The sequence below is a fragment of the Streptomyces sp. NPDC107538 genome (genome assembly GCF_055657445.1).
In genome coordinates this window covers 1-22,002 of sequence record NZ_JBVKAY010000024.1, presented here as the reverse complement: position 1 = coordinate 22,002, position 22,002 = coordinate 1, and the positions used below count along the sequence as shown (strand labels likewise).

Here is a 22,002-nt window from a genome sequence, read left to right as displayed (position 1 = left end):
CTCCGCCTGTCGTACCAGCACAGAGCGGAGAGACGCCGTGGACGCCCGGCAACTGGAGTACTTCCTCGCCATCGTCGAGCACGGTGGATTCAGCAAGGCCGCCGCCGCCCTCCACGTGGCCCAGCCGTCGCTGTCCCAGGCGATGGCGAACCTGGAGGCCGATCTCGGGGTGGCCCTCTTCCACCGGGTGGGACGGGGCGTCGTCCTGAGCGAAGCCGGTGCGGAACTCCTCGAACCGAGCCGACGCGTGCTGCGCGACCTGGCAGCCGTACGCGACACCGCGGCCGCGCTCGCCGGGCTGCACGGCGGCACGGTCGAGGTCGCCACCATGCCCTCGCCCGGTATCGAACCGCTCACCACCCTCATCCACCGCTTCACCGAGCTGCATCCGTCGGTGACGGTGAGCACCCAGGCCGCCTTCACCCCGGACGAGGTCATCTCCCTGGTGCGCAGCGGCGCCTGCGAACTGGGGCTGCTGGGCAGCTCCGGCCCCGTGAACCCGTCCGGGCTGGACGTGGTGCACGTCGAGGACCAGCCGTTCGTGGTCGTCGCCGCGCCCGGCGGGGCGATCGAGAACGACGTCACGATCCGACCCGAGGACCTGGCCGGACAGAAACTCATCGCCTCCCGCACCGGCAGCCTCATGCGGCACATCGTCGACGACATCACCGCGGGCGGCACCGACACGGAGATCGTGACCGTCGTGGACCACCGCACCTCGATCCTGCCCCTGGTCCTCACCGGAGTGGGCGTCGCGGTGCTGCCCTCCTCCTGGACCCGGCTGGCCCGCCGCTGCGGAGCCGTGGTCGCCCCCATCGAGCCGACCGCCCACCTCCACGTGGCGATGGTCAGCCTGCCCGCGCACCTCACCCCGGCGGCCCGCGCCTTCCTCGCCCTCACCGGGTCGCTGGCGCAGCGACGGGGCCGTACCGCCTGACGCAGGACCGATCGGCCACACCTATACGTCGTATCGAAAGCAGGTCTTGGACGCGCCCTGATGTCGGTGTGTTGACTCGAACCGACCGCACGACAGCGAGCCGGAGGCACCCATGACAGCCGCACCCCGCACGTTCCGCATCGCCGCCGTCCCCGCCGACGGGGTCGGCAAGGAAGTCGTCGCCGCAGGACGCGCCGTCCTGGACGCCCTGGCCGAGACCTCCAAGAACTCCGCGGACCCCTTCGCCTTCGCCTGGGAGGAGTTCCCCTGGGGCTGCGAGTTCTACGAGCGCACCGGCAAGATGATCGACGACGACGGACTGGAGCGGCTCAAGGACTTCGACGCGATCTACTTCGGCGCGGTCGGCTGGCCCACCGTGCCCGACCACATCAGCCTGTGGGGCCTGCGCCTGAAGATCTGCCAGAACTTCGACCAGTGGGCCAACGTACGGCCCGTGCACTTCCTGCCGGGCGTCCAGAGCCCGCTGCGCAAGGCCGACGACACGGACCTCGACTGGGTCGTCGTCCGCGAGAACAGCGAGGGCGAGTACGCGGGCCTCGGCGGCCGCAACCTCGGCGGACGCGGACCCGGCGGTGAAGTCGCCGTCCAGTCCGCCCTGTTCACCGAGGTGGGCTGCGAGCGGATCATGCGGTTCGCCTTCGACCTGGCCCGCACCCGGGACCGCAAGAAGGTCTCCTCCGTCACCAAGAGCAACGCCCAGCAGTACGGCATGGTCCTGTGGGACGACGTCTTCAAGAGGGTCGCGCTCGACTATCCGGACGTCGAGACGGAGAGCGTCCTGGTCGACGCGATGTCAGCGAAGTTCGTCCTCAGGCCCGAGGACCTCTCCGTGGTCGTCGCCTCCAACCTCAACGCCGACATCCTCTCCGACCTCGGCAGCGCGCTCGCCGGCAGCCTGGGCCTGGCCGCCAGCGCCAACCTCAACCCCGAGCGCCGCTTCCCGAGCATGTTCGAGCCCGTCCACGGCTCCGCCCCGGACATCGCGGGCCAGGGCCTGGCCAACCCGATCGGCGCGGTCGGCAGCGCGGCGCTGATGCTGGAGCACTTCGGCCTGCCGGACCAGGCGGCCCGCCTCAACAAGGCGATCGAGGCGACGACTTCGGCGGGTGTCCTGACCCGTGACGTCGGCGGCAACGCATCGACCGACGACGTCGTGAAGGCCCTGATCGACGCGCTCAACGCCTGAGGGTCGGAAGGCGAGCCACACCGCGCCGAACGGGCATGCCCGGCATCCGCCCGCTTCTCGGTCGAGGCGACCCGACACCGCACACGCGTTCACGATGACGCGGCCCGCAGGCCGCGCTATGCCTGCCCCAATCGACGCCCGGGTCACGGAGATGGAGCGCGACCCGGGCGAAGTACGGTTCTGGCCGACCCGAAGTGCTCGCCTCAATTTGAGACACGGTGTCGTGGTTCAGTGACGTGCACCGACGTCACGAACCGGAACGGGAAAAGGAAGCGTGCGATGGAACAGGCACCACCATCCGACCTTCTAGTGAATCTCCTCGACACCGCTCGCGCCTACACGACCGCCCGATGAGGAATCGCACAACGAGCGTCTGAACTCCGTCCGCACAGGCAGAATCACGCATTGGTCCCCAAGCGGTTCGATGAGCCATGACGACAGCGCGGGCCCAGGTCTCCCAGTGTCGCAAAGCGTGAGCGCTCGTCGCCCGTACCGCAGTGACGTCTCCGCGACGCCCGTCCGTCCGTTTCGCACGCCTGAGCTACGACCTCACCCTGCAGCAGACACCGCCCTTCACGTCATGGACGACGAGCCAGACGGAGCCAACAGCCCTGAAAGCCCTTTGCTTCCAGGACATGTGCGCTGCCTGGCCCGTGCGCCGGAGTTCTCAGCGCTGAAGCTGCGGCGGCAGTTTCACCCAGCGGCGCGGGGCGCGTCGATCGACCGCTTTTCGGCCGTCGCTGATCCGCAGGCCGGCCGCGGCGCAGGCGTAGGCGAGGGTGGCGGCGTCGTAGGGGAACGCGCGCCCGCGCTGCCAGAAGCGGAAGTGCCAGTGGGCGGGCGGATCCGACTCGCCAGGCGGCAGACCGATCTCCTCGTGCTCGACGGCCTCGCCGTCGCGAGCCAGGGTGCCGAACGTCCCGCCCTTCGCATTGAAGTACAGCCCGTATGCCTCCGTTCCCGCCGATATCGCCCGCATCACAGCATCGTCGCTCGGCAGGTAACCGTCCTGTGTGATCACGCAGCCGCCAGGGGCGCCGGGCATGCGCGTCACACCGACGTAGCGGAGGGAATCGTCGTAGTCCCCCGGATCGAAGGGCGCGTGCTCAAGGTCTACTTCCGGGCACTGCGCGGGGTCGCCGCCCAGCCGCCGGATCAGCTCGTCCTCCCTCAGGTCCCGCACAAAGCTGATGCCGAGCCCTTCGGTCCACAACTCTCGCTCGCCGAAGGCCGCGATGAGTGCGTCCGCCTCCCGGAAGGCGGCGGCCTCCTCGGCGGGTAGCTCCACGGCTCCCGGGAGTTCCGCGACGAGCGGCGCGAGTGGCGTGGTCAGCAGCAGCCGGCCTGGCGACCAGAGCCCTGTCTGCGGGGTCCAGACGTCGGCCCCGGCGTTGATCAGTGCGCGGACTCTGTCCTCGTTCACTTCGAGGGCGGCGTACCACAGTGGTGTGTGCTCGTCGTCGTCGCGTGCGTCGACCGCCGCGTTGTGCGACAGGAGCACGGCCACCGCCTCCGCCGCACCCCACTCCGCCGCCAGGTGCAGTGGCGTGCCGCCCTGCCCGGTGATGCGGGCGTTGGGCGGCGCACCCCCGTCGAGCCGGGCCTGGACAACCGCCGCGTCCGCCCAGCCCCCTCGGTAGCCCATCCCCTGCCAGTCAGCCCGCGGCACATACCGCAGCCGCTCTTCCTCCTGACGGCGCAGTATCGCGCGCTGGCGCTCGCTCAGGGGCGGCGCGAGGAAGCTGGGCGGTCCGCTCCTCTCCATGGTCGCGAAGGCCCCTGGCTGCCCCGCTGGATCCGGCGGCTCAAGCCCCGGCCAGACCTCGATCACCCGCGCCGACGCGGCATGCAGTGCCGCCACGTCGATCGAGGTTCGGGTCTCGGCTATGTCCTCGTCCGGCCACTCGACAACCAGTTGTGCCTCGCCGGGCGGTGGGAGTTCCGCCAGGTACAGGTCGACGTCGGTCTTGAAAAGGGACCGGCGGGGCTGGTGCAGGCCCGGATCCAGCGGGATCAGCCCGAAAGCCTGCGGTGTTGATCCCATGGGCACCTCCCCCTCGGGCCCGGTCCAGCGCACCGTCCGCAACTTCGTGCCGTCCAGCGAGGTCACCCGGTGGCCGTCAGAGAACAGCAGGCCCACCCTGAGCCCGGACTGCCGACCCGCGTCCGCGGTCTGCCAGCGGGCTTTGCGGAACACCGCGAGGTGCAGGGTGGCCCCGCGCGGCCACACGGACCATCCCGTCAGCATCACCCGGGCGTGCGGGCCTGCACCGGCCATCTCCAACTGCGAGAGCGGCGCCGGCGCGAACCAGTCGACGGGTGGCGCGTATCGCGCCGCGTCCTCGCCCGGTGGCCCCAGCCTGATCAATGCAGTCCGTTCGGCGGCCGGTTCCTCCGGAAACACCAGATCGTCGAAGAATCCCATGTGCCGATCGTGGCATGAGAGTCTGACACTGCCTGAGAGCCTCCGGCGCATGGGCCGGGGCTGCGCAAACACCTGGTCCTCCCTTTCAGATCAGAATTCCTAGTATGTCTTCTGAGTCCGTCGGCCGAAGAGGCCCTCCCAACCGTCTGGGTGGCCGGTCCCGGACCCAGAGAACCCGGTCTGCTCCTGTCGCCGGGCCGACCGATGACACCGAGGAAGCCACAGGGTTGGCGATCGACCTCGCCCGCACTTCCACCCCGGCCTACGGGGGCTTCTACACGTTCCGGCCTGTCGTCAACGGCGACGTGTGTCCCTGGAACCTGAACTGCCGCACCCGCGACAAATTCGTGCTGCGGTGCCGATCTCCTGTATCGGCACCGTCAACGCGAACAGTGGCACTCACTGGCCGAACGCACCCCGGACGACGCGACGGCCGACTTCCTCCACGACGTCTTCGAACCCACGGCCCAAGCTGACCGAGCAAAAGGTCGACCAGATGAAGACAGCCATCGCCCAACTCCGCCGCGAACGAAAGCGGCGCAGCGTTCGGGCGATCGCGCAGCGGGCCAGCTGCTCCGCCACGTTCTGCCACGACAACGGCAACGCCCGCGCTCCCATCGAGCAGGCCGGGCCGGTAGTGCATCCGTTTGAGGCGGGTACGGATCAGCGCGGCCATGTCATCGATACTGCATGGCGCAAGGTTGCCCAGGCTCTTCTTCAGGTGAGCCCACTCACCCTCGGCCGGGTTCAGGTCGGGGCTGTAGGTGGGGAAGCGGAAGACCGTCAGCCAGGGCCGCTTCCCGATCAGCTCACGCATGGCGGCGTCGACATGGTGGCTGTAGTTGTCCCGGACCAGCACGATGTTGCCACCGAGCTGCTGGTGGGCGGCGTCCAGCAACGCGGCGAAGTCCTTCTCCCGAAACCCCTTCTTCTCGCCCTTGCGGCCATGGTGGACCAACATCCGGAAGACCAGCCGGGTGCGCTGGCCGGCCTTGCGGCAGACCAGGCCGGCCAGCGAGATGCGGCCCGAGCCGGCTGCACGGACTTCGACCAGAGGCGGACGTCCGCGCCGGGACCAGGTGCACGCCTTCGGCGGCCGCAACAGCTGCCCTGCCTCATCCGCGAAGCACAGCCAGGCGTCCTGGTCCCTCACCGTCTTTCCACCCGCGGCCACGTCTCCTTCAACCACGTGGCCACGGCCTCTTCGTCGCGTTCGGCAGCCCGCCGCACCGGCACCTGCACCGTCCAGCCCATCTGACGCAGGACGCGCCAGGTCTGGGCCGTGCTGAAGCGCATGTGGAACCGCCGGGCGATCACGGTGGCCACCCGGGCCGGCGTCCAGCGCTGGTCCTCCGTCCAGCCGTGCGCGGCCGGCCCCTTCTCCAGCTCCGCCGCCAGCCAGTCCCGCCACTCGGGCTTCATCCGTGACGGACGCCCGGACGGCCCCTTGGACCGCAGCCCTTCAACGCCGTCCTCCCGCCAGCGGGCATGCCAGGCATAGGCGGACTTCCGTGACACCCGCAACCGTCGCGCAACCTGCGGCGGCGTCACCCCTTGCGCAAATAACTCGGCAGCCTCAAACCGCACTTGCTCCCGCCGGGCCCGCTGCGTCGCGGTCAGGCCACCCCCATCGGGATACCGCATAACACCGGCATACACCCACCAGCATGATCACCGTCACCCTAGGCCGAAACCCTCAGTAGCCGTTCGTGGCACCAGCGCACCCCACGGGCCCCGGCCTCCTCGGGAGCTCTGACGGCTCTGGAGTATCAGGAGGTCACCGTGCGGCGGGCTCGCACCACCAACACAACGAGTGATCAAGCGGCCAGTGCAGGTAGGTGGCAGCCTCGAAGACACCGAGCGCCGCCGCTCTGGATAAAGGGATCGAGTGCCCAGACGGCTCCAGGCGTACGTTCGGTGCCCGCGAGGCTGCCACCTACCTGCACTGTGGAAACCGGGATGAGCGAAGGGCATCGGTCCCTGGCGCTCGAACGGACTGGTGGCTAACCCCGGTTCCCATGGCCCGTTGCCAAGGAATTAGGACGGCTGCGACGCCGTGATCACACCAGCCACGCGGTGATCATTTCAGCGCCACATCGCTGCCGGGGCCGGACTCCTCACCCAGCCTCCCGGCCGCCGGCCAGACGTCGACGCCACCAGAGGTCAGAACGCCATTGCCGATGAGTGGCGAACGGATCCGGCAAGGTGCGCGCCAGATACCTGGCGTCCAACACACGGACTCGCTGTCCCAACTCGGTGCGGGGCCGGGTAGGCAACTGCTGCAAGACCTCATCAAGCACGTCGCGGGCGTGCCGCACGTCATCGAAGGAACAACCGCGGCACGAACACTGCGAACCCTGCGGATAGAGCGGCCGCCGTCCCGGTGCTTGCAGAAACGCTCGATACCGTCGCAGCGCGCGGTCGGTGGCACCGGGATAGACGTAGAGTCACCCGAGAATCTCTCAACTCGATCTACCGCGACGCTGGTCCGGGCAGAGAGACCGTGGATGCGGAGGGGAGGCAAGCTCCATGCGACACGAGGAGACTGTTCAGCGCGCAGCGCGCCGGGCCGTCTACGCGGCATCGGCCTTTCGGTACGTGGTCATGAGCATCATCATGCCAGCACCCATGGTCCGATGACGTCCAGGACGCCGCATCCGATCTCCGTCCATCACCTCTGCGCTCAACCCTGCACGCCGGGGTGGCCGTTTCGCCCCACCCGTGGCCTTCCCCGAGCCAGGGGCGATGTGTTCTCAGGCTGTGAGTCGGAGCATGGCTGTCGCGTGCAGGGGGTGTGACCGGTAGTGATCGGCTGTGGCGGCGATGTTGGTCCAGCCCGCTTGGCGCATGAGTCCGATGGCGAGATTGCGCAGGGTGGCCATGGCGCGGGGTGCGGTGCCGGTGCGCATGCGCGAGGCGTCCTCGCCGAAGGTCCCGTCTCCGACGTGGTGCAGGGCCTCAACTGACCAGTGATTCTTGATGAGTTCGGCGAGTTGCGCCGGGCTGGCCTGTTCAGGGCGGGAGGCTGGTGACCGTGTAGACGGTCTTCATCTCGACCTTGCCGGTCTTCCGGTTGGGCGGCGGCGCTCGATCTCCATCGCTTGGACGCCGTGCGGGAAGAGCAGAGCGGGACGGACGGTGCAGACCTTCAGGCGGCGGACCTCGCGGCGGCCGTGCGCGGCTCTGATGGCGCGGGTCTGCAGGGGGATCTGGCGCCACGGCAGGTGTCGCATCGCATCGGCGGTGACGATGACACCGCGCAGGTCGATCCGGCCCAGCAGCGGGGCGAAGGCAGGGATTTCGTTGCTCTTCGCGGCGATCTGACGCTGGGCGATCACGGTCGGGCAGGCGTGCAGCGCGGCGGCGAGCGGGTGGACGGCTGCGCCGTCGGTGCGGGATCCGCGCACGGTCTTGCCGAACGACGGCCAGACCGTGCCAGCGTGTCGCCGGGGTCGTCGGCCGGGTCCGTGGCGTACCGGGCGAGCCAGGCGCCCGCGGCGTCGTCGAGCACGTCGTCGTTCAGATGGGCCAGGAGCCGTCCCAGTGTGGATGCGTTCGGCGTATGGGAGGGCAGTCCGAGTTGTTCGCGCAGGTCGTAGTCGGTATCGGCGGCGAAGCGGGCGATGGCGGCCAGGGACGTAGCTCCGCCGAGGACGGCGACCAGGCACAGCGGGAGCAGGGCCCAAGCGGTAGCGGCGGCCCCGGACCCGGCGGGGATCGGGTATCCGCCCCAGCACCTCGGCGAGGGAGGTGAACTGCTGCGGTTCCGGATCCGGGAAGGCGGAGTCGATGTCCTCGCAGTGGCGCCGCAGGACACCGAGCCATGCCCCACGCCCTGTGGTCCGGTTCGGCGTCGAGGTGTCGGCAAGACTCGTGCGACCAGGTACGCCCGGTTTGGTTCGCTCGGGTCAGCGGTGTCCTACCAACCGGTGGGGAGGCGTTCGACGGCGTCTTCGAGGCCGACACCGACGCGGAGGTGGTTGGTGGCGAGGTGTGGGCGCACAGGGCGAGGTTGCCCGCGTCGTCGGTCAACGGCGCAGCGCTTGCCGGACCCGAACACGACGGGTACGACGTCCATGTGCACCTCGTCGATCAGGCCCGCGGCCAGCACCTGACCACCGACATCACCGGCGACCTCGACCACGCGGTCACCCGCGAGCTCCTGCGCCTTGGCCACGGCTGCCTCGACGCGGTCGACGAAGCGGAACGGCGCCTCGGGGTCCCAGCCTTCCGGCCTCGGCCGGTGCGACACGACGACCACGTGGTCGATCCCGGATCCCGCCCGGAGGCTTCCCGTCCCAGCCGTCCGTCAGGTCGAAGACGTGGCGGCCGACGATCGTGACTCCGATCCGGTCCCAGTACGGCCGGGTGTAGTCGGTAGTCGTAGGGCCCCTGCGACACCTTCAGCTCGCCGCTTTCGTCCAACGGGACGTCACCGCGGGACAACCAGTCGAACAGCGGTCCCGGCTCGTCGTTCTCGTCCACGATGAAGCCGTCCACCGACACCGAGCTGCACATGACCACGTTGCCCACGGGCCCACCTCTCCTCCGGGGCGCCCCAAATCAGCGCTTGCCCTGGCTGCTGACGTTCGGGCTGCCGCTGGCCTTCGTGGCGTACTTCCCGGCCGGGCTCTCGCCACTGCTGTGGTCGCGGAGCCTCAAGCACTACCCGGGGTGAACGGCTGATCGCAGCAGTGCGGCGCCCGTGGGTGTCAGGGTGTGCAGAACGGTCTGGCCCTGGCGGTGGCTGATGAGCAGCCCCGCGTCGCGCAGGACGGTGGTGTGGCGGCTGGCGGCTGCCGCGGAGACGCACGCGGCGCGAGCGAGTTCGCCGGTCGTCGCGCCGACCGTGGCCGCCCGGAGTATGACGGCGCGTGTCGTGCCGAGGAGCGCGGAGAGCGGTGCCCGTGGCTCCTGGGCATCGGCGGCGTCGGTGTCGCTGCGGGGGGCTTCGTGGCGCAACGGATAGGCGAGGACGGGTGGGAGACCGGAGTCGGCCAGCGACACCGGGCCGCCCCAGCAGAAGTACGAGGGCACGAGCGTGAGGCCGCGTCCCCGCAGATACAGGTCGCGGTCCTCGGCGTAGTCGACCTCCAGCACGGGATACCGCCAGCGCATGTACGGCCCCAGCCCGGCCAGGAGCCCGTCGGTGCCGCCGTCGAGCAGGGCTCGGGCGCGGACGGAGCGGTCGGCGTCGACGTGTGCCTGTATGTGATCGCTGTGCGGAAGGATCGCGACGTCGTAGTAGGTCCGGACCGTCCGGACGAATTCCTTGCGCCCTCTCTGGTCGGCCAGACCCTGGGACCAGGCAGGAGCACCGCTCACCCGGTCCAGGATGCTGAGTTCACGCAGGATCCGCGGCCGGGGGACGGCGAGGATCGCGTCCAAGCCGGCGTCCAGGCCTTCGGACGCTTCGCCGGGCGTGAGGAAATCCGGGAAATAGGCGCCGCGCGGATAGAGGGGTAACAGCACGTCGCGGACAGCGGGTGCGAGGCCTTTCCTGTGCACGGCCGCGCGAGCGGTGCGGTGCCAGTCGGCGTACGACCACCGGCCTCGGCGGATCTGGAAACGGAGCAGGCTGAAGAAGATCTCCCAGAGCGGATCCGGTCTGGCCGCCACCCGTACGCGCGCGAGATCGGCGTCCGAGAAATGGATACGGAGCATGCAACTCCCCTTGTTGAGCTGCTCATTTACGCTCGGTCGTAAAAGTATGTCGACGCTGCGCGGTACATGACAAGGTCCACCTCAGTAACTTCGACAGGGGAGGAACCAGTGAGCGGTTTATCCGTGTTCGGTACGTGGGCACGACGCGGCGCGGTCACCGCCGCGGCGGTCATGCTGGCGGGAGTGGGGCTGGCGCCGTCGGCGCAGGCGAGTGTGTCCCAGGGCGGCATATACGGCTCCGGGGTGGTGACGGACGACTGGGGGGACGAAGGGCCGCTCTCCACCACGAGCAACTCGCACAACATCGTGGTGGGCCTGTGGCAGTCCGTCCTGATAGCTGACGGCTATCTGCCGGGAGGCAGCGCCGACTGCTACTTCGGGCCCAACACGAAGGCGGCGACGATCAGATGGCAGCGCGACCGCGGCCTCGGTGCTGACGGGATCGTCGGCCCGCTGACGTTCGGCAGGGCGGACAACAACCTCTACTGGGTCGGGTCCGAAATCCGGTACGACGGAAGCGATCTGAACCTTTACAACATGCACCGGACGAGTTCCGGCCGGTGGTATGCCGACGGCGGCGGCAGCACGGTCTACTTCAGCTACACCAGCACCAACGGGTGCCCCTGACCTCCGACCGACGGGCCCCGGCCGCCACCGGATCGTGGCCGTCGGGGCCTGTCGCCCTGCCCGGCGCCATGGCCGCCACCTACCTGGGAGAAGACACCGTGCGCACCCGTACCCGTACCTGTACCCACCGCTCGGCCCTCGCCGTCGGCACCGCCGTACTGGCCGCCGGAGGGCTGCTGACCGGCGCCCCCACGGCGAGCGCCGCGGCGGCCGAGACCAACTGCAACCACATCGACGACTCCGCTCGCCCCACGGTCAGCCCCGGGGCCGCGGGGGACGCGGTCCGCCAGGTGCAGTGCCTCATCAACTACTACAGCAAGTACTCCAACTGGCTTGAGGAGGACGGAGGTTACGGCCCGAAGACGCTGGAGGGCGTGCACTGGGTGCAGACCTGCAACGCCACCACGGGCGGTGCGGACGGCGTCGTCGGCCCCAGCACATGGTCCGCCCTCTACACCCCCAAGCCCGCCTGCGCCCTCTCGTGACAGCCGCGTCCCGCGGATCCACCCGACAGGAAGACCACACCATGACCTCCTCGGACTTCCACGGCTCCCGGAGCACGGGACGGACGGCCCCGCCGTTGTCCCGACGTGTGCTCCTCGGAGCCCTCGGAGCCGCCGCCGCGCTCAGCGCGGTGCCCCGTCCGCCCGCTGCGGCGGCTGCCACGTCCGCCGCCTACCCACTGCTGACCCGTGCACAGTGGGGCGCGGACGAGAGGCTGCGTTTCGCCGCCGACGGCACCGAAATCTGGCCGCCGCAGTACTACCCCGTCCAGACGATCAGCGTTCACCACACCGGCGACAACATCTACAACCCGGATCCGGCCGCGTGGATCCGCTCGCTCTACCGCACCGATGTGCAGGTCGACGGCTATGGCGACATCGGCTACAACTACCTGATCGACGACAACGGCCGGGTGTACGAGGGGCGTTGGTCCGGAACCGACGGTACGGTCGCGCATGATGCCGCGGGACGGCTCGTCACCGGGGCGCACATCCTGGGGTACAACACCGGGAACATCGGCGTAGTTCTGCTGGGCACGCTGATCGACACGCCCGCGTCGCCCGCCGCGCGCAGTGCGCTGGTCCAGCTCCTGGCCGACCTCGCCGTGCGGCACTCGATCGCCCCCTTGGGCAAGGTGGTGTACCGCAATCCCGTCAGCGGGGTCAGCCGGCCGGCGCCGGCCATCGGCGGCCACCGCCATTGGGCGGACACCACCTGCCCGGGCACGCTGTTCACCGCCATGCCGGCCATCCGTGAGGAAGTCGCCGACCTGATCACCGGTTGACGCATCGTCAAGTAACGGCACCGGCAAAGACTTCATCGACGCACCGGACTACCGCAGAGCCCGTAGTGCAGCAGGTGTCGCCGAGAGACTCGGCAGAAGTTCACCGCACCGGCAGAAGTGCATCCCACCGGCGGGTCAACGCCACCGTCGTAGTCCCTGCTGGGCGTGGGAACCGGGGACGGGGTCGACAGCGGCCGGTACTTCGCGCACGAGGGCGAGGATGCCCCCTTGCGCCGCCGGGGTCATCATAGAGAAACGACGCCTTCAGTCTCTTCTTCGTCCGGGCAGGCGGTCAGGGTCGGCCCAGTGCCCGGTAGTCCCATCCGGCGGCGCGCCACTGTGCGGGGTCGAGGGCGTGGCGGCCGTCGACGATGCGCCGCTGGGAGACGACCGCGCCCAGGGCGTGGGGGTCGATCTCGCGGAACTCGGCCCATTCGGTGAGGAGTACGACGACGTCGGCTCCGGCGGCGGCGGTGAGCACGTCGGTGCCGTAGTGCAGGTCCGGGTAGGCGCGGCGGGCGTTGTCGACGGCGGCGGGGTCGATGACGGTGACCTGGGCGCCGGCCTGGTGCAGGGTGCGGGCCACGTCCAGGGCGGGGGCGTCGCGGATGTCGTCGGAGTTGGGCTTGAACGCGGCCCCCAGCGCGGTCACCCGGGCACCGGCCAGCTCGCCGCCGGCCAGTTCGCGGACCAGGTCCACCGTGCGGGCGCGGCGCCGCTGGTTGATGGCGTCGACCTCGCGCAGGAAGGAGACTGCCTGGCCGACGCCGAGTTCCTCGGCGCGGTGGCTGAAGGCGCGGATGTCCTTGGGCAGGCAGCCGCCGCCGAAGCCGAGGCCGGGCTTGAGGAACCGGCCGCCGATCCGGTCGTCGTACGCCAACGCCTCGGCGAGCGCGGTGACATCGGCGCCGGTGGCCTCGCAGACCTCCGCCATGGCGTTGATGTAGGAGATCTTGGTGGCGAGGAAGGAGTTGGCGGCGGCCTTGACGAGTTCGGCGGTGGGCAGATCGGTGACGACCACCGGGGTGCCCTGGGCGATCACCGGGGCGAAGGCGGCGCGCAGTTGGTCCTCGGCCCACTCCGACGCGACGCCGAAGACCAGCCGGTCGGGCCGCAGCGTGTCGTCCACGGCGTAGCCCTCGCGCAGGAACTCCGGGTTCCAGGCGAGTTCGACGTCCGCTCCGGCCGGCGCCGTCCGGTGGACGATGTCCGTCAGCCGGGCGGCGGTGCCCACCGGGACCGTGGACTTGCCGACCACCAGGGTGCGTCTGCGCAGATGCTGGGCCAGTTCGCCCACCGCGCTGTCGACGTAGCGCAGGTCCGCCCCGTACGAGTCCGGCAGCTGAGGCGTGCCCACGCAGACGAAGTGGACGTCACCGAACTCCCCGGCCTCGGCGAAACTCGTCGTGAACCGCAGCCGGCCGCTGTCGAGTGCCTTCGCGAGCAGCTCGGGCAGACCGGGCTCGAAGAAGGGCACCTCACCCGAGTTCAGCCGCTCGACCTTGGCCGGGTCGACGTCCACGCCCAGGACGTCGAAGCCGAGGACGGCCATGCAGATGGCGTGGGTGGCGCCCAGGTAGCCGGTGCCGATGACGGTGAGGCGGGGTGAGGTTCTGCCGGTGTCGTCCGAAGCGGTCATCGTGGTCTCCGTAGGGTGTGCGCGGGCAGCTCGGTGCCGCGGGGCCGGCGGTGGCCCGCGGTGGCGACGAGGGCGGGGGTGGTCAGGAGGTGCAGTCGACGTTGGCGAGGCCCTCGCCCGCGTCCTTCGCCTTGTTGTCGCAGGTGACGGTGTTGCCGTCCGACGTGAGGTGGAAGCCGTAGCCGGGACCGTCCACGTTCGCGGTGTTGCCCTTGAAGATGTTTCGGGTGCCCCAGCCGTTGACGATCTTGTGGGTCTGGAAGCCGTCCTCCGTCGAGTTGCTCCCGGTGTTGCCCTCCAGCAGCCAGCCGTTGCCCTTCACGTCGACCCAGGAGTCGTTGTTGTGGGAGCCGCTCAGCTTCGAGCCGTCGAAGGTGTTGTCGATGACCTTGCCGTCGCTGGTGCCTTCCTTGATGTCGATGGACTCGGCGGTGGTGTCGCTGATGTGGTTGCCGAGCAGCACGTTGCGGTCGCTGGCGTCGGTCTTGCAGTCGCTCACGGTGCACCAGTTGGATTCGGCGGTGCCGATGTAGATGCCCTCGCCGTACTTCTCGCGGCGCAGCCCGGTGGTGCGGATCGTGTTGTCGCGGACCATGTTGTCCGAGCTGAAGTTCCGCAGGTGGATGGCCTCGTCGCCGATCTGTTCGACGGTGAGGCCCTGGATGACGCTGCCCACCGTGCCGTCCGCCATCACCCCCTTCTGCGCGTTGCGGACGGTGAAGCCCACCAGCCGCCAGTTGCTGACGCGGTCCAGGTGGAAGGCGTAGCCGTCGTCGGTGTCGCCGCCGTCGATGACCGCTCCGGAACCGCCGCACAGGAAGATCGGCTTCTCAGTGGTGCCGGAGGCCTCGGCGGTGAAGTTGCCGACGTAGGTGCCGTTGGCCAGCGAGATGCTGTCCCCGGGCCGCGCCTGGGCGAGGGCCTGTTCCAGCTCGGCGGTGTCGCTCACCTCGGCGGAGGCCTTCGGGCAGTCGACGGCGGAGGACGGGACCGAACCGCTGGACGCCCGCGCGGTCGGAGTCGCCTCGACGTCCGACCGGGTCGGCTCGACCGACGGCTCCTCCTCGGCCGCTGACGCCTCGGGCAGCCTGGGCCCGGCCGTGGTGGCCCCGGCCGTCACCTCCGGACCCGCGTCGCCGCGGTCCGCCACCGCCACGGCGAGTGCCGTCAGGGCGATCACGAACGCGCCCGCCGCCAGCCAGACGGCCGGCTGCCGGGAGGGACCGTTCCCGTTCGGAGACGGTGCGGGGGAGGAGGTGGTCGGCGCGTCAGCAGGCTCGGAGGCGGGCTCGGAAGTGGGCTCGGAGGTGGGCTGGGCATCGGGCTCGGACATGGGTGGCGGCTCCGGATCGGCGGACGGCGTCGTCATCGGGGCTGGCGGACGGACTGGGAGGTCAGGGCGCGCAGTGCGGTGGTGTCCTGGTCGTCCCTGTCATCCCTGTCAGCCTTGTCGTTTCTGTCGTCCCTGTCGTCTCTGGAGGGCGAGAACCAGTCGTGCCCGGAGGTACGGGGGGCGGTGACCTCGACGACGGACGCGCTGTCGGTCACCGGCCGCTTGTCCTCGTACGGGTGCCCGCCCGGGCGTCGTCCGTCGCGTTGGTGGCTGCGGCGGCGTCGGCCCAGGACGGCGGAGAACAGGATGAGCAGCAGGATGAAGGTCCACAGCAGCGTCATCGGGCTGGCGTAGTGCCGGAACTTGGTCCAGAAGGAACTGGTGTCGTGCCAGGCGAACGTCTGGTTCTGCTTGACGGCGATGTCACCGTGCGCCCGGGTGGTGTCCACGGCGCTCGGGCCGACGCCGGAGATGACGTTGTACGTGATGACCGACTCCTCGACGCCGCCGACGAGGGTGATCCCGTGGTTGGTGCCGTCCTGGATCGTGTTGCCGCGGATCTCACCGACCGAGTCCCGGATGTAGATGCCGGTCTCGGTGCCTTCGACGATGTTGCCGGTGATCGTCGCGGCGGTCACTCCGTCGCGTACCGAGATGCCCTGCCGTGACTGGCCGACGAGCCGGTTGCCGGTGATGGCGACCTTGGTGGCGTCCTTGCGGGCCACGATCCCCATGTCGCCGCCCTCGACGCGGTTGTTCTGGACGCCGACGTCCTTGCCGCCGAAGATCTCGATGCCGTAGTGCCCGTTGTCCCTGGCGGTGCTGTCGGACACGGAGTTGGAGCCGTAGCTGCTGACGGACTCGCCCGACGCGGAGGGGCCGCTGGCGAGCGGTCGGCCGCTGAGGGTGAAGCCGTTGCCGCCGTTGCCCTCGGCGGTGGAGCCGCTGACGCGGACCTGCTCGGTGGCGCGGGCCAGCACGAACCCGTCGCCGCCGTTTTCCTTGGACACGGTCCGCTCGACCACGGCGTTGGTGACGAACCGGTGCAGGACCAGGCCGTGTTCGAGGCTCTTCTGCACCGTGCTGTCGCTGATGCTGACGCCGTTGGCGCCGGACAGGAACAGACCGAAGGCGTTGCCGGTGAGGGTGGAGTGCCCGATCTCGGCGGAGACGTAGGAAAGGCTGGGCACCGAGAACCGGGTGTCCGGCGTGGCCAGCGAACCGGAGGGCTGGGCCACCACGCCGCCGCTGCCGCCCTTCGTACCCGGGGCGACGGTCGTGTCGTCGATGTTGCCGGTGTCGGGGCGGTCGGTTCCGGTGAGGCTCAGACCGCCCGTCCGGCCGCTCCAGAACCCGAGATCGCCGACCTTGGCGTAGCTCATGGCGAACTGGCCGCCGATGGCCCGGATATAGGCCCGGCCGTCCCGCACGTCCTTGTCCGGCTTGTTCTTCTTGTTGTCCCAGCTGGTGATCTTCAGAGGCGCCTGCGCGGTGCCCTCCAGAGTCAGCCGGCCGCCGAACGAGACGATGCTGACGAAGCCCCGGTTGCTGCTGGCCATCTTCAGCGTCAGGCCACCGGGGTTGGACAGCTTCAGCTTGGCACCGGCGTTGAGATAGATGTTCTCGGTCAGCAGATAGGAGCCGTCCGGTTTGCGGACGAAGGTCTGCGGGGCCAGTTCGAGCAGATCCGAGACGGTGTAGGCGTTACTGCGCTCGGTGAGCACCAGCGTGTAACCGTCCCCGGTGTCCAGCCGGTACGGCGCCTTCCACTCGCCGCCCTTCAAGGGGGCGACGGCGGCGACCGCGCGGACCTGGTCCAGCCGGTGGTCCTCGGCGGCCACGAGCGCGGTCTCGTTCTCCGCGTCGGTGGCGTTGACCTTCGGCTTGTCGTCGCTGTCGGCTGCCGGGGCGGCGCCGGCGGAGGCGAGGAGCAGACCGGCGGCGAGAGGCAGCACGACAGCGGCCCGAAGCACCCGTGGTGCGAACGGAGGCATCCGCAGAGCGGACAGACGGTGAAGAGCGGAGGGAGAGGAAAGACGCTTCATGACTGCTGCACCTCCGGCCACGCGGCCGTCGCGGTCCGGGGCGCACCGCCGTTGGTCGCACCGCCGTTGAGGGACGCCGAGTTCTGTCCCTCTCCGCCGATGCTGTCGCTGGTGCGGGTCAGCCAGCCCTGCCTGTTCATGGTGAGGAAGGCGAACAGCTTGATCGGCAACGAGATCATGATGACGACGAGGGCCAGCAGCGGCAGCAGCAACACCTCCTGCGGATGTCTGCGCAGATGCGAGTAGCCGCGGATACCGCGTCCCACGATCAGCCAGATCAGTACGAGGACCGCGCCCCGACCGGTCAACTCCAGGCGGCTGAAGAGCAGATACCCCAGCGCCATGCCCATGGTCACCGGCGTCAGCAGGATCTGCAGCACGGTGATCTTGGTGACCAGCGGGACCCGCCAGAGCCAGCCCTTGTACAGGGCGGTGAGATAGCAGCGGTAGGAGTTCCTGCTCCAGCGCACCCGCTGCTTGACGAAGGCGCGGAAGGACGAGGGGAACATCGATATGGCCCGCGCGGACGACTGGTGCACGGTCTTGTAGCCGGAGGCCAGCACCAGCCAGGTCAGCCGTCCGTCGTCACCGGCGACGCAGCGCCGGCCCAGGAAGAACTCGTTCTCCAGGTTCTCCAGCACGGGCTCGATCGCGGCCCGCCGATAGGCCGCCGTCCGGCCGGACAGACAGGCCACGGCGCCGGCCCGGCCCATCGCCGGGACGTAGTCGTAGTAGCGGAGGTTGACCAGCCAGTCGGCGATACGCCGCCACACGCTGGTCCGGCGCTGGTAGACGTTCTGCTGGGTGCCGACACCGCCGACCTCGGGATCGACGAAGGGCATCTGGACGGCGGCCAGCAGCCCCGGCTCCCACCGGGTATCCGAGTCCACCAGCACCACGAGCTCGCTCGTCGCGGCCCGGATGCCCACGCCCAGCGCCGACCGCTTCCCGCGGTGCTCGAACGCCAGCACCCGGACCCGGGGATCCTGCACCTGCGCCAGCCTGCGCAGGACTTCGGTGTCCGCCACGTCCGGGACGATGATGATCTCGGCCGGATCCTGTTCCAGCCAGGTGTCCAGGCAGTCCAGCAGGATGTCCGCGTCCTCCCGGTAGGCCGGGACCACCACGGACACCGTGGTCCGGTAGTCGTTCACCACGGGATGGGCGAACCGGGAGAGCACCGCCCGATAGAGCCACAGGCCCCAGACGAAGGCACCGGCGATACCCAGCGGCATCAATTCCCGCCATGACGTCTCGGCGGTAGCCAGGACTATCCATGACCAGAGATCGTCGAAGAAGCTCGACACGAACCCAGAACCCCCACCCCGGAGCCTTGCCCACACGCATGGGCGAAATGTGCGCTGTTCGCGAACTACAGAGCGAAATCTAGGGCCGAAGCGATCCCTCTCGACACATGAGAAACACAAAATTCACCTTGTTCACCCATGGGATGTTCGCTCGGCGAGAGTCCCCCTCGGTGAACGACCCGTCGTCGCATCGCGCGGACGGAGGTCCTGGCCGCCTCCCTGACGTCCCGTCATATAGGCTCTGTACTGCGGGATTTGCCCATACCGCAGGTGAACTCCGGTACCCCCTTCGCCCCTCTCTCGGTCACGGGTCCGCAGTGTTCGCGAGTGCAAAGCCTGTGTGGTGCACATCACATGCCTGTACGTGTGTCAGTGAACCCTGTCACCACCCCGGAGGCCGGCGGCGGGGGTGCGGTCGATGACCCGTGCGTACGGTTTTCGGCTCGGCATGGTTCTCGGCGACTCCTCCTCTCGCGCTGCGACGCGGGAGCGGTAGCCCTACCTGCCTGACGCACACGCCCGTAGGAGTGCGTGGTGTCCACCATCCGCTGGACCGAGACGAACGCCCCCCGTTCCGCCCGTTGGCATTCCGAGAGCGCGACATCGCCTCCCCGCCGGATCATCGGCGCGGACGACCGTATGAAGGCCGACGCCGCTCACCGTCTGGCCTGCGAAGGAACTGCCTTGGCAGAGCGACAGCCCGGCAGAGTTCTTCCACCTGCACCGCAGGGCCCGCGGCCACCGTGCCCGCGTGCTGGGCAGGTTGCTCGTTCTGCGGGACGAGGATCACCGCTTGGACCTGCGCAGAGCTCCCGATGTGCGCCAGGCGTGCACCGAGGCGTACGGTCCGCCGTCCGGGCCGATGGCCGTCTCGCTCACCGAATTGCTGGGCGTGGTCGGAGCGCATCAGTGGCGCACGAAGGGCGTGGAGGTACCGGCCCTCGGCGCTCGCATTCACCCGCACTACGGAGTGTTCTCCCCGGTCAGAGGCGAATACGTCGACCTCGTCGCACATGCGCCGCTCCCCGCACCGGCGGCCCACCGCGCGGGCAGCCGCACCGCATTCGACCTCGGGACGGGGACGGGAGTGCTCGCCGCCGTCCTGGCCCGCCGGGGGATCGGCCGCGTCGTGGCCACCGACGTCAGCCCGCGCGCGCTGGCCTGCGCACGCGAGAACGTCCGCCGACTGCATCTCGCCGGGCGCATCGGCATCGTGGGCCCCGGCCTGTTTCCCGAAGGGTGCGCGGACCTCATCGTCTGCAACGAACCGGGAGGTGAAGGATGGCTCATCCTGTCGGACTTGGCCGAGCACCTCGGACTCAGGACGCGCGGCGAACTTCTGGCCGACATCGAGGCGGCGGGCCTGCACGTGGTGGACAGAAGGGACGCCCGGCCGCGGCATCCACGAGCGAGGGACGTCGCTGATTCCCTCCACGCCGCCCGCGCCGCGGAAGTCACTTCGCTCTGGCGTCTCGCCACCCGGGAGTGCGGGCTTCGTCCCCCGCACAGATGAGGCGAGACGTCTCGTTCTGTTATGGTGGGGTCATGGCTTTCCTCTTCTTCGTCTGAGTCCGGGCACGGCCCCTGCCGCCGTTTCTGCTGCCCGTAGACCCTTCGTATGCCCAGGGAAAGTTCCATGCGCGATCGCGCTCATACCGCCCCGCCCACCACCGCCCCCGCTGTGGCGCAGCTGTCCGTCAGGTCCGTCACCAAGTCGTATGGCACCCGGACCGTCTTCGACCAGGTCTCCTTCACCGTCCGGCCGGGCGAGAAGGCCGCCGTCATCGGTGAGAACGGCTCCGGCAAGTCCACCTTGCTGCGGCTGCTCGCCATGGCCGAGATGCCGGACGCCGGGGAGGTCACCGTCCGCTTCCCCGGCGGAACCGGCCACCTCGCCCAGACCCTCGACCTCGATGCGGACCGCACCGTGCAGGACGCCATCGACGTCGCCCTGGCCGAACTGCGCGACATGGAGCAACGGCTCCGTGCGGCAGAGGAGTCCCTCGCCGACGCGTCGGACGATGAACTCGCCGCGTACGGCCGGCTGTTGAACGCATACGAGGAACGAGGCGGATACGAGGCGGACGCCCGTGTGGATGCCACCATGCACGGGCTCGGGCTCGCCCGGATCACCCGGGATCGCCCGCTCGGCTCCCTGTCCGGCGGCGAGCAGGCGCGCCTCGCGCTCGCCTGCGCCCTGGCCGCCGCCCCCGAACTGCTGCTCCTGGACGAACCGACGAACCACCTCGACGCGGCCGCCGTGCGCCGTCTGGAGGAGCATCTGCGCGCACACCGCGGCACTGTCATCGCGGTCACCCACGACCGCGGCTTCCTTGAGCGCATCGCCACCACGATCCTCGAGGTCGACCGGGACGAGCGCACCGTGCGCCGGTACGGCGACGGCTGGGCCGGCTACCGCGCCGCGAAGGCCGCCGCCCGGCGCGGAGCGGAGCAGCGGTACGCGGACTGGGTCGAGGAGGTGGCCCACGCGGAGGAGCTGCTGGAGGCCGCCGACAGGCGGCTGGCCGCCACCGGCCGCGACCCGAAGCAGGGCTTCGGCAAGCACCGCCGCTCCAGCGAGGCGAAGCTCGGCGGGCAGGTGCGCTCGGTGCGGGAGCGCCTGGACCGGCTGCGGCGCGACCCGGTGGCGAAGCCGCCGGTACCGCTCCGGTTCACGACGGCGATGCCGTCGGCGATCGGCGGCCCGGCCCAGGGCACGCTCGCCGAGCTCGACGACGTACGGGTCGGGGAACGGCTGCGCCTGGACGGGCTCCTGGCGATCGAGCCCGGAGGGCGTCTCCTTGTCACGGGCGAGAACGGCGCGGGCAAGTCGACGCTGCTTCGCGTCCTGGCGGGCGATCTGCGTCCGGACGCGGGCACGGTGCGCCGCCCTGCCCGGATCGGCTACCTCGCCCAGGAACTGCCCGCGCACGCCACGCGGCTGCCGCTGCTCGCCGCGTTCGCCGCCGGGCGGCCCGGGCTGCCGGACGAGTACGCCGAACAGCTCCTGTCCCTCGGCCTGTTCCGCGAACAGGATCTGCACGTCCCGGTCGCCGCCCTGTCCGTGGGACAGCGGCGGCGGCTGCAGATCGCGACCCTGGTGACCCGGCCCGCGGACCTCCTCGTCCTCGACGAGCCGACCAACCACGTCGCTCTCGACCTGGTCGAGGACCTTCAGGCGGCGCTCGCGGCGTACCCGGGGGCGGTGGTCGCGGTCTCGCACGACCGCGACTTCCGAGCGCGTTTCGAAGCCGAGCGGTTGGAACTGCACGCCGGCCGCAGACACTGACCCCGTTCGGCCCGCCCCCGCCCCGAATCGCCTGGCATCCATCAATGACTGAAACGAGGGCTCCATGACCACCTTCCTGACACCACAACAGCGCGCCGACCGCACCTCGGCTGCCGTCGAGGCAGCCGTCGCGGCCGGGCGTGGGCTCGGCCTGACCGTCGCCGAGCCCACAGTGCTCCACGACGTCTTCTCGGTCGTCGTCCACCTGGCCCCCTCGCCGGTCGTGGCCCGCATTCCCACC

General features: G+C 69.8%; 16 protein-coding genes and 3 pseudogenes. 8 read left to right on the top strand and 11 right to left on the bottom strand.

The window, feature by feature from the left end; genetic code table 11:
* Positions 1-37 precede the first annotated feature (37 nt).
* Together ACZ7MG_RS41925 and ACZ7MG_RS41920 are read left to right on the top strand one after the other, a co-directional pair.
* Positions 38-937: a LysR family transcriptional regulator gene (locus ACZ7MG_RS41925; protein ID WP_471395779.1), complete on the top strand. Its 900-nt coding sequence runs from the start codon at positions 38-40 to the stop codon at positions 935-937.
* Positions 938-1,049: 112 nt separating this feature from the next.
* Entirely contained in the window at positions 1,050-2,144 is a 1,095-nt protein-coding gene (locus tag ACZ7MG_RS41920) for a tartrate dehydrogenase (RefSeq protein WP_471395778.1), read from the top strand.
* Positions 2,145-2,811: 667 nt separating this feature from the next.
* Here ACZ7MG_RS41920 and ACZ7MG_RS41915 read toward each other — a convergent pair.
* The 6 genes and pseudogenes from ACZ7MG_RS41915 to ACZ7MG_RS41890 form a co-directional block, all read right to left on the bottom strand.
* Positions 2,812-4,569: an ankyrin repeat domain-containing protein gene (locus ACZ7MG_RS41915; RefSeq protein ID WP_471395777.1), complete on the bottom strand. Its 1,758-nt coding sequence runs from the start codon at positions 4,567-4,569 to the stop codon at positions 2,812-2,814.
* A 613-nt stretch (positions 4,570-5,182) separates the two neighbouring features.
* A pseudogene (locus tag ACZ7MG_RS41910) lies at positions 5,183-6,213 on the bottom strand (IS630 family transposase); the annotation flags it as partial.
* Positions 6,214-7,322: 1,109 nt separating this feature from the next.
* Positions 7,323-7,478, bottom strand: a complete 156-nt coding sequence (locus tag ACZ7MG_RS41905; protein ID WP_471395776.1) for a hypothetical protein — start codon at positions 7,476-7,478, stop codon at positions 7,323-7,325.
* A 138-nt stretch (positions 7,479-7,616) separates the two neighbouring features.
* Positions 7,617-7,976 (bottom strand): hypothetical protein, encoded by a 360-nt coding sequence (locus tag ACZ7MG_RS41900; RefSeq protein ID WP_471395827.1) that lies wholly within the window; start codon positions 7,974-7,976, stop codon positions 7,617-7,619.
* A complete protein-coding gene (locus ACZ7MG_RS41895) occupies positions 7,904-8,386 on the bottom strand; it encodes a transposase family protein (protein ID WP_471395823.1) in 483 nt (160 codons plus the stop codon). The genes ACZ7MG_RS41900 and ACZ7MG_RS41895 overlap by 73 nt, the downstream gene beginning before the upstream one ends.
* 222 nt (positions 8,387-8,608) lie before the next feature.
* Positions 8,609-9,102: pseudogene (locus ACZ7MG_RS41890) on the bottom strand (dihydrofolate reductase family protein); the annotation flags it as partial.
* Between ACZ7MG_RS41890 and ACZ7MG_RS41885 the strand changes: the two are divergent.
* Complete coding sequence (locus tag ACZ7MG_RS41885) at positions 9,086-9,247, top strand: hypothetical protein (RefSeq protein ID WP_471946785.1); 162 nt, start codon at positions 9,086-9,088, stop codon at positions 9,245-9,247. The pseudogene ACZ7MG_RS41890 and the gene ACZ7MG_RS41885 overlap by 17 nt on opposite strands.
* On the opposite strand, the gene ACZ7MG_RS41880 is transcribed toward ACZ7MG_RS41885, so the two are convergent.
* Positions 9,235-10,233, bottom strand: a complete 999-nt coding sequence (locus ACZ7MG_RS41880) for an ArsR family transcriptional regulator (protein WP_471395775.1) — start codon at positions 10,231-10,233, stop codon at positions 9,235-9,237. The genes ACZ7MG_RS41885 and ACZ7MG_RS41880 overlap by 13 nt on opposite strands.
* A gap of 108 nt (positions 10,234-10,341) precedes the next feature.
* Between ACZ7MG_RS41880 and ACZ7MG_RS41875 the strand changes: the two genes are divergently transcribed.
* The 3 genes from ACZ7MG_RS41875 to ACZ7MG_RS41865 are packed head-to-tail and all read left to right on the top strand — an operon-like array spanning position 10,342 to position 12,148.
* The gene (locus tag ACZ7MG_RS41875) at positions 10,342-10,860 is read left to right on the top strand and encodes a peptidoglycan-binding domain-containing protein (protein ID WP_471395774.1); all 519 of its coding nucleotides are present in this window, start codon (positions 10,342-10,344) and stop codon (positions 10,858-10,860) included.
* On the top strand, positions 10,851-11,345 hold the full coding sequence (locus ACZ7MG_RS41870) for a peptidoglycan-binding domain-containing protein (protein WP_471395773.1): 495 nt from the start codon (positions 10,851-10,853) through the stop codon (positions 11,343-11,345). Before ACZ7MG_RS41875 ends, ACZ7MG_RS41870 begins: the two co-directional genes overlap by 10 nt.
* A 41-nt stretch (positions 11,346-11,386) precedes the next feature.
* A complete protein-coding gene (locus ACZ7MG_RS41865; protein ID WP_471395772.1) occupies positions 11,387-12,148 on the top strand; it encodes a peptidoglycan recognition protein family protein in 762 nt (253 codons plus the stop codon).
* Positions 12,149-12,440: 292 nt separating this feature from the next.
* On the opposite strand, the gene ACZ7MG_RS41860 is transcribed toward ACZ7MG_RS41865, so the two are convergent.
* The 4 genes from ACZ7MG_RS41860 to ACZ7MG_RS41845 form a co-directional block, all read right to left on the bottom strand.
* Complete coding sequence (locus tag ACZ7MG_RS41860; protein WP_471395771.1) at positions 12,441-13,787, bottom strand: UDP-glucose dehydrogenase family protein; 1,347 nt, start codon at positions 13,785-13,787, stop codon at positions 12,441-12,443.
* Positions 13,788-13,869: 82 nt separating this feature from the next.
* Entirely contained in the window at positions 13,870-15,120 is a 1,251-nt protein-coding gene (locus ACZ7MG_RS41855; RefSeq protein WP_471395770.1) for a right-handed parallel beta-helix repeat-containing protein, read from the bottom strand.
* A 32-nt stretch (positions 15,121-15,152) separates the two neighbouring features.
* Entirely contained in the window at positions 15,153-17,114 is a 1,962-nt protein-coding gene (locus ACZ7MG_RS41850; protein WP_471395769.1) for a right-handed parallel beta-helix repeat-containing protein, read from the bottom strand.
* Between the two features lie 47 nt (positions 17,115-17,161).
* Positions 17,162-18,400, bottom strand: coding sequence for a glycosyltransferase family 2 protein (locus ACZ7MG_RS41845; RefSeq protein WP_471395768.1), 1,239 nt, complete (start codon positions 18,398-18,400; stop codon positions 17,162-17,164).
* A gap of 606 nt (positions 18,401-19,006) precedes the next feature.
* Between ACZ7MG_RS41845 and ACZ7MG_RS41840 the strand changes: the two are divergent.
* A pseudogene (locus tag ACZ7MG_RS41840) lies at positions 19,007-19,985 on the top strand (50S ribosomal protein L11 methyltransferase).
* Positions 19,986-20,108: 123 nt separating this feature from the next.
* Complete coding sequence (gene abc-f / locus ACZ7MG_RS41835; RefSeq protein ID WP_471395767.1) at positions 20,109-21,761, top strand: ribosomal protection-like ABC-F family protein; 1,653 nt, start codon at positions 20,109-20,111, stop codon at positions 21,759-21,761.
* The last annotated feature ends 241 nt before the right edge of the window (positions 21,762-22,002 follow it).

Excerpts from the sequence above, each read along its gene's own strand:
- ACZ7MG_RS41915 (WP_471395777.1), bottom strand. The coding sequence starts at position 4,569 with ATGGGATTCTTCGACGATCTGGTGTTTCCGGAGGAACCGGCCGCCGAA.
- ACZ7MG_RS41860 (WP_471395771.1), bottom strand. The coding sequence starts at position 13,787 with ATGACCGCTTCGGACGACACCGGCAGAACCTCACCCCGCCTCACCGTC.
- ACZ7MG_RS41855 (WP_471395770.1), bottom strand. The coding sequence starts at position 15,120 with ATGTCCGAGCCCGATGCCCAGCCCACCTCCGAGCCCACTTCCGAGCCC.
- ACZ7MG_RS41920 (WP_471395778.1), top strand. The coding sequence starts at position 1,050 with ATGACAGCCGCACCCCGCACGTTCCGCATCGCCGCCGTCCCCGCCGAC.
- abc-f (WP_471395767.1), top strand. The coding sequence starts at position 20,109 with ATGCGCGATCGCGCTCATACCGCCCCGCCCACCACCGCCCCCGCTGTG.
- ACZ7MG_RS41880 (WP_471395775.1), bottom strand. The coding sequence starts at position 10,233 with ATGCTCCGTATCCATTTCTCGGACGCCGATCTCGCGCGCGTACGGGTG.
- ACZ7MG_RS41850 (WP_471395769.1), bottom strand. The coding sequence starts at position 17,114 with ATGCCTCCGTTCGCACCACGGGTGCTTCGGGCCGCTGTCGTGCTGCCT.
- ACZ7MG_RS41865 (WP_471395772.1), top strand. The coding sequence starts at position 11,387 with ATGACCTCCTCGGACTTCCACGGCTCCCGGAGCACGGGACGGACGGCC.
- ACZ7MG_RS41885 (WP_471946785.1), top strand. The coding sequence starts at position 9,086 with ATGACCACGTTGCCCACGGGCCCACCTCTCCTCCGGGGCGCCCCAAAT.
- ACZ7MG_RS41845 (WP_471395768.1), bottom strand. The coding sequence starts at position 18,400 with ATGCCGCTGGGTATCGCCGGTGCCTTCGTCTGGGGCCTGTGGCTCTAT.
- ACZ7MG_RS41905 (WP_471395776.1), bottom strand. The coding sequence starts at position 7,478 with ATGCGCACCGGCACCGCACCCCGCGCCATGGCCACCCTGCGCAATCTC.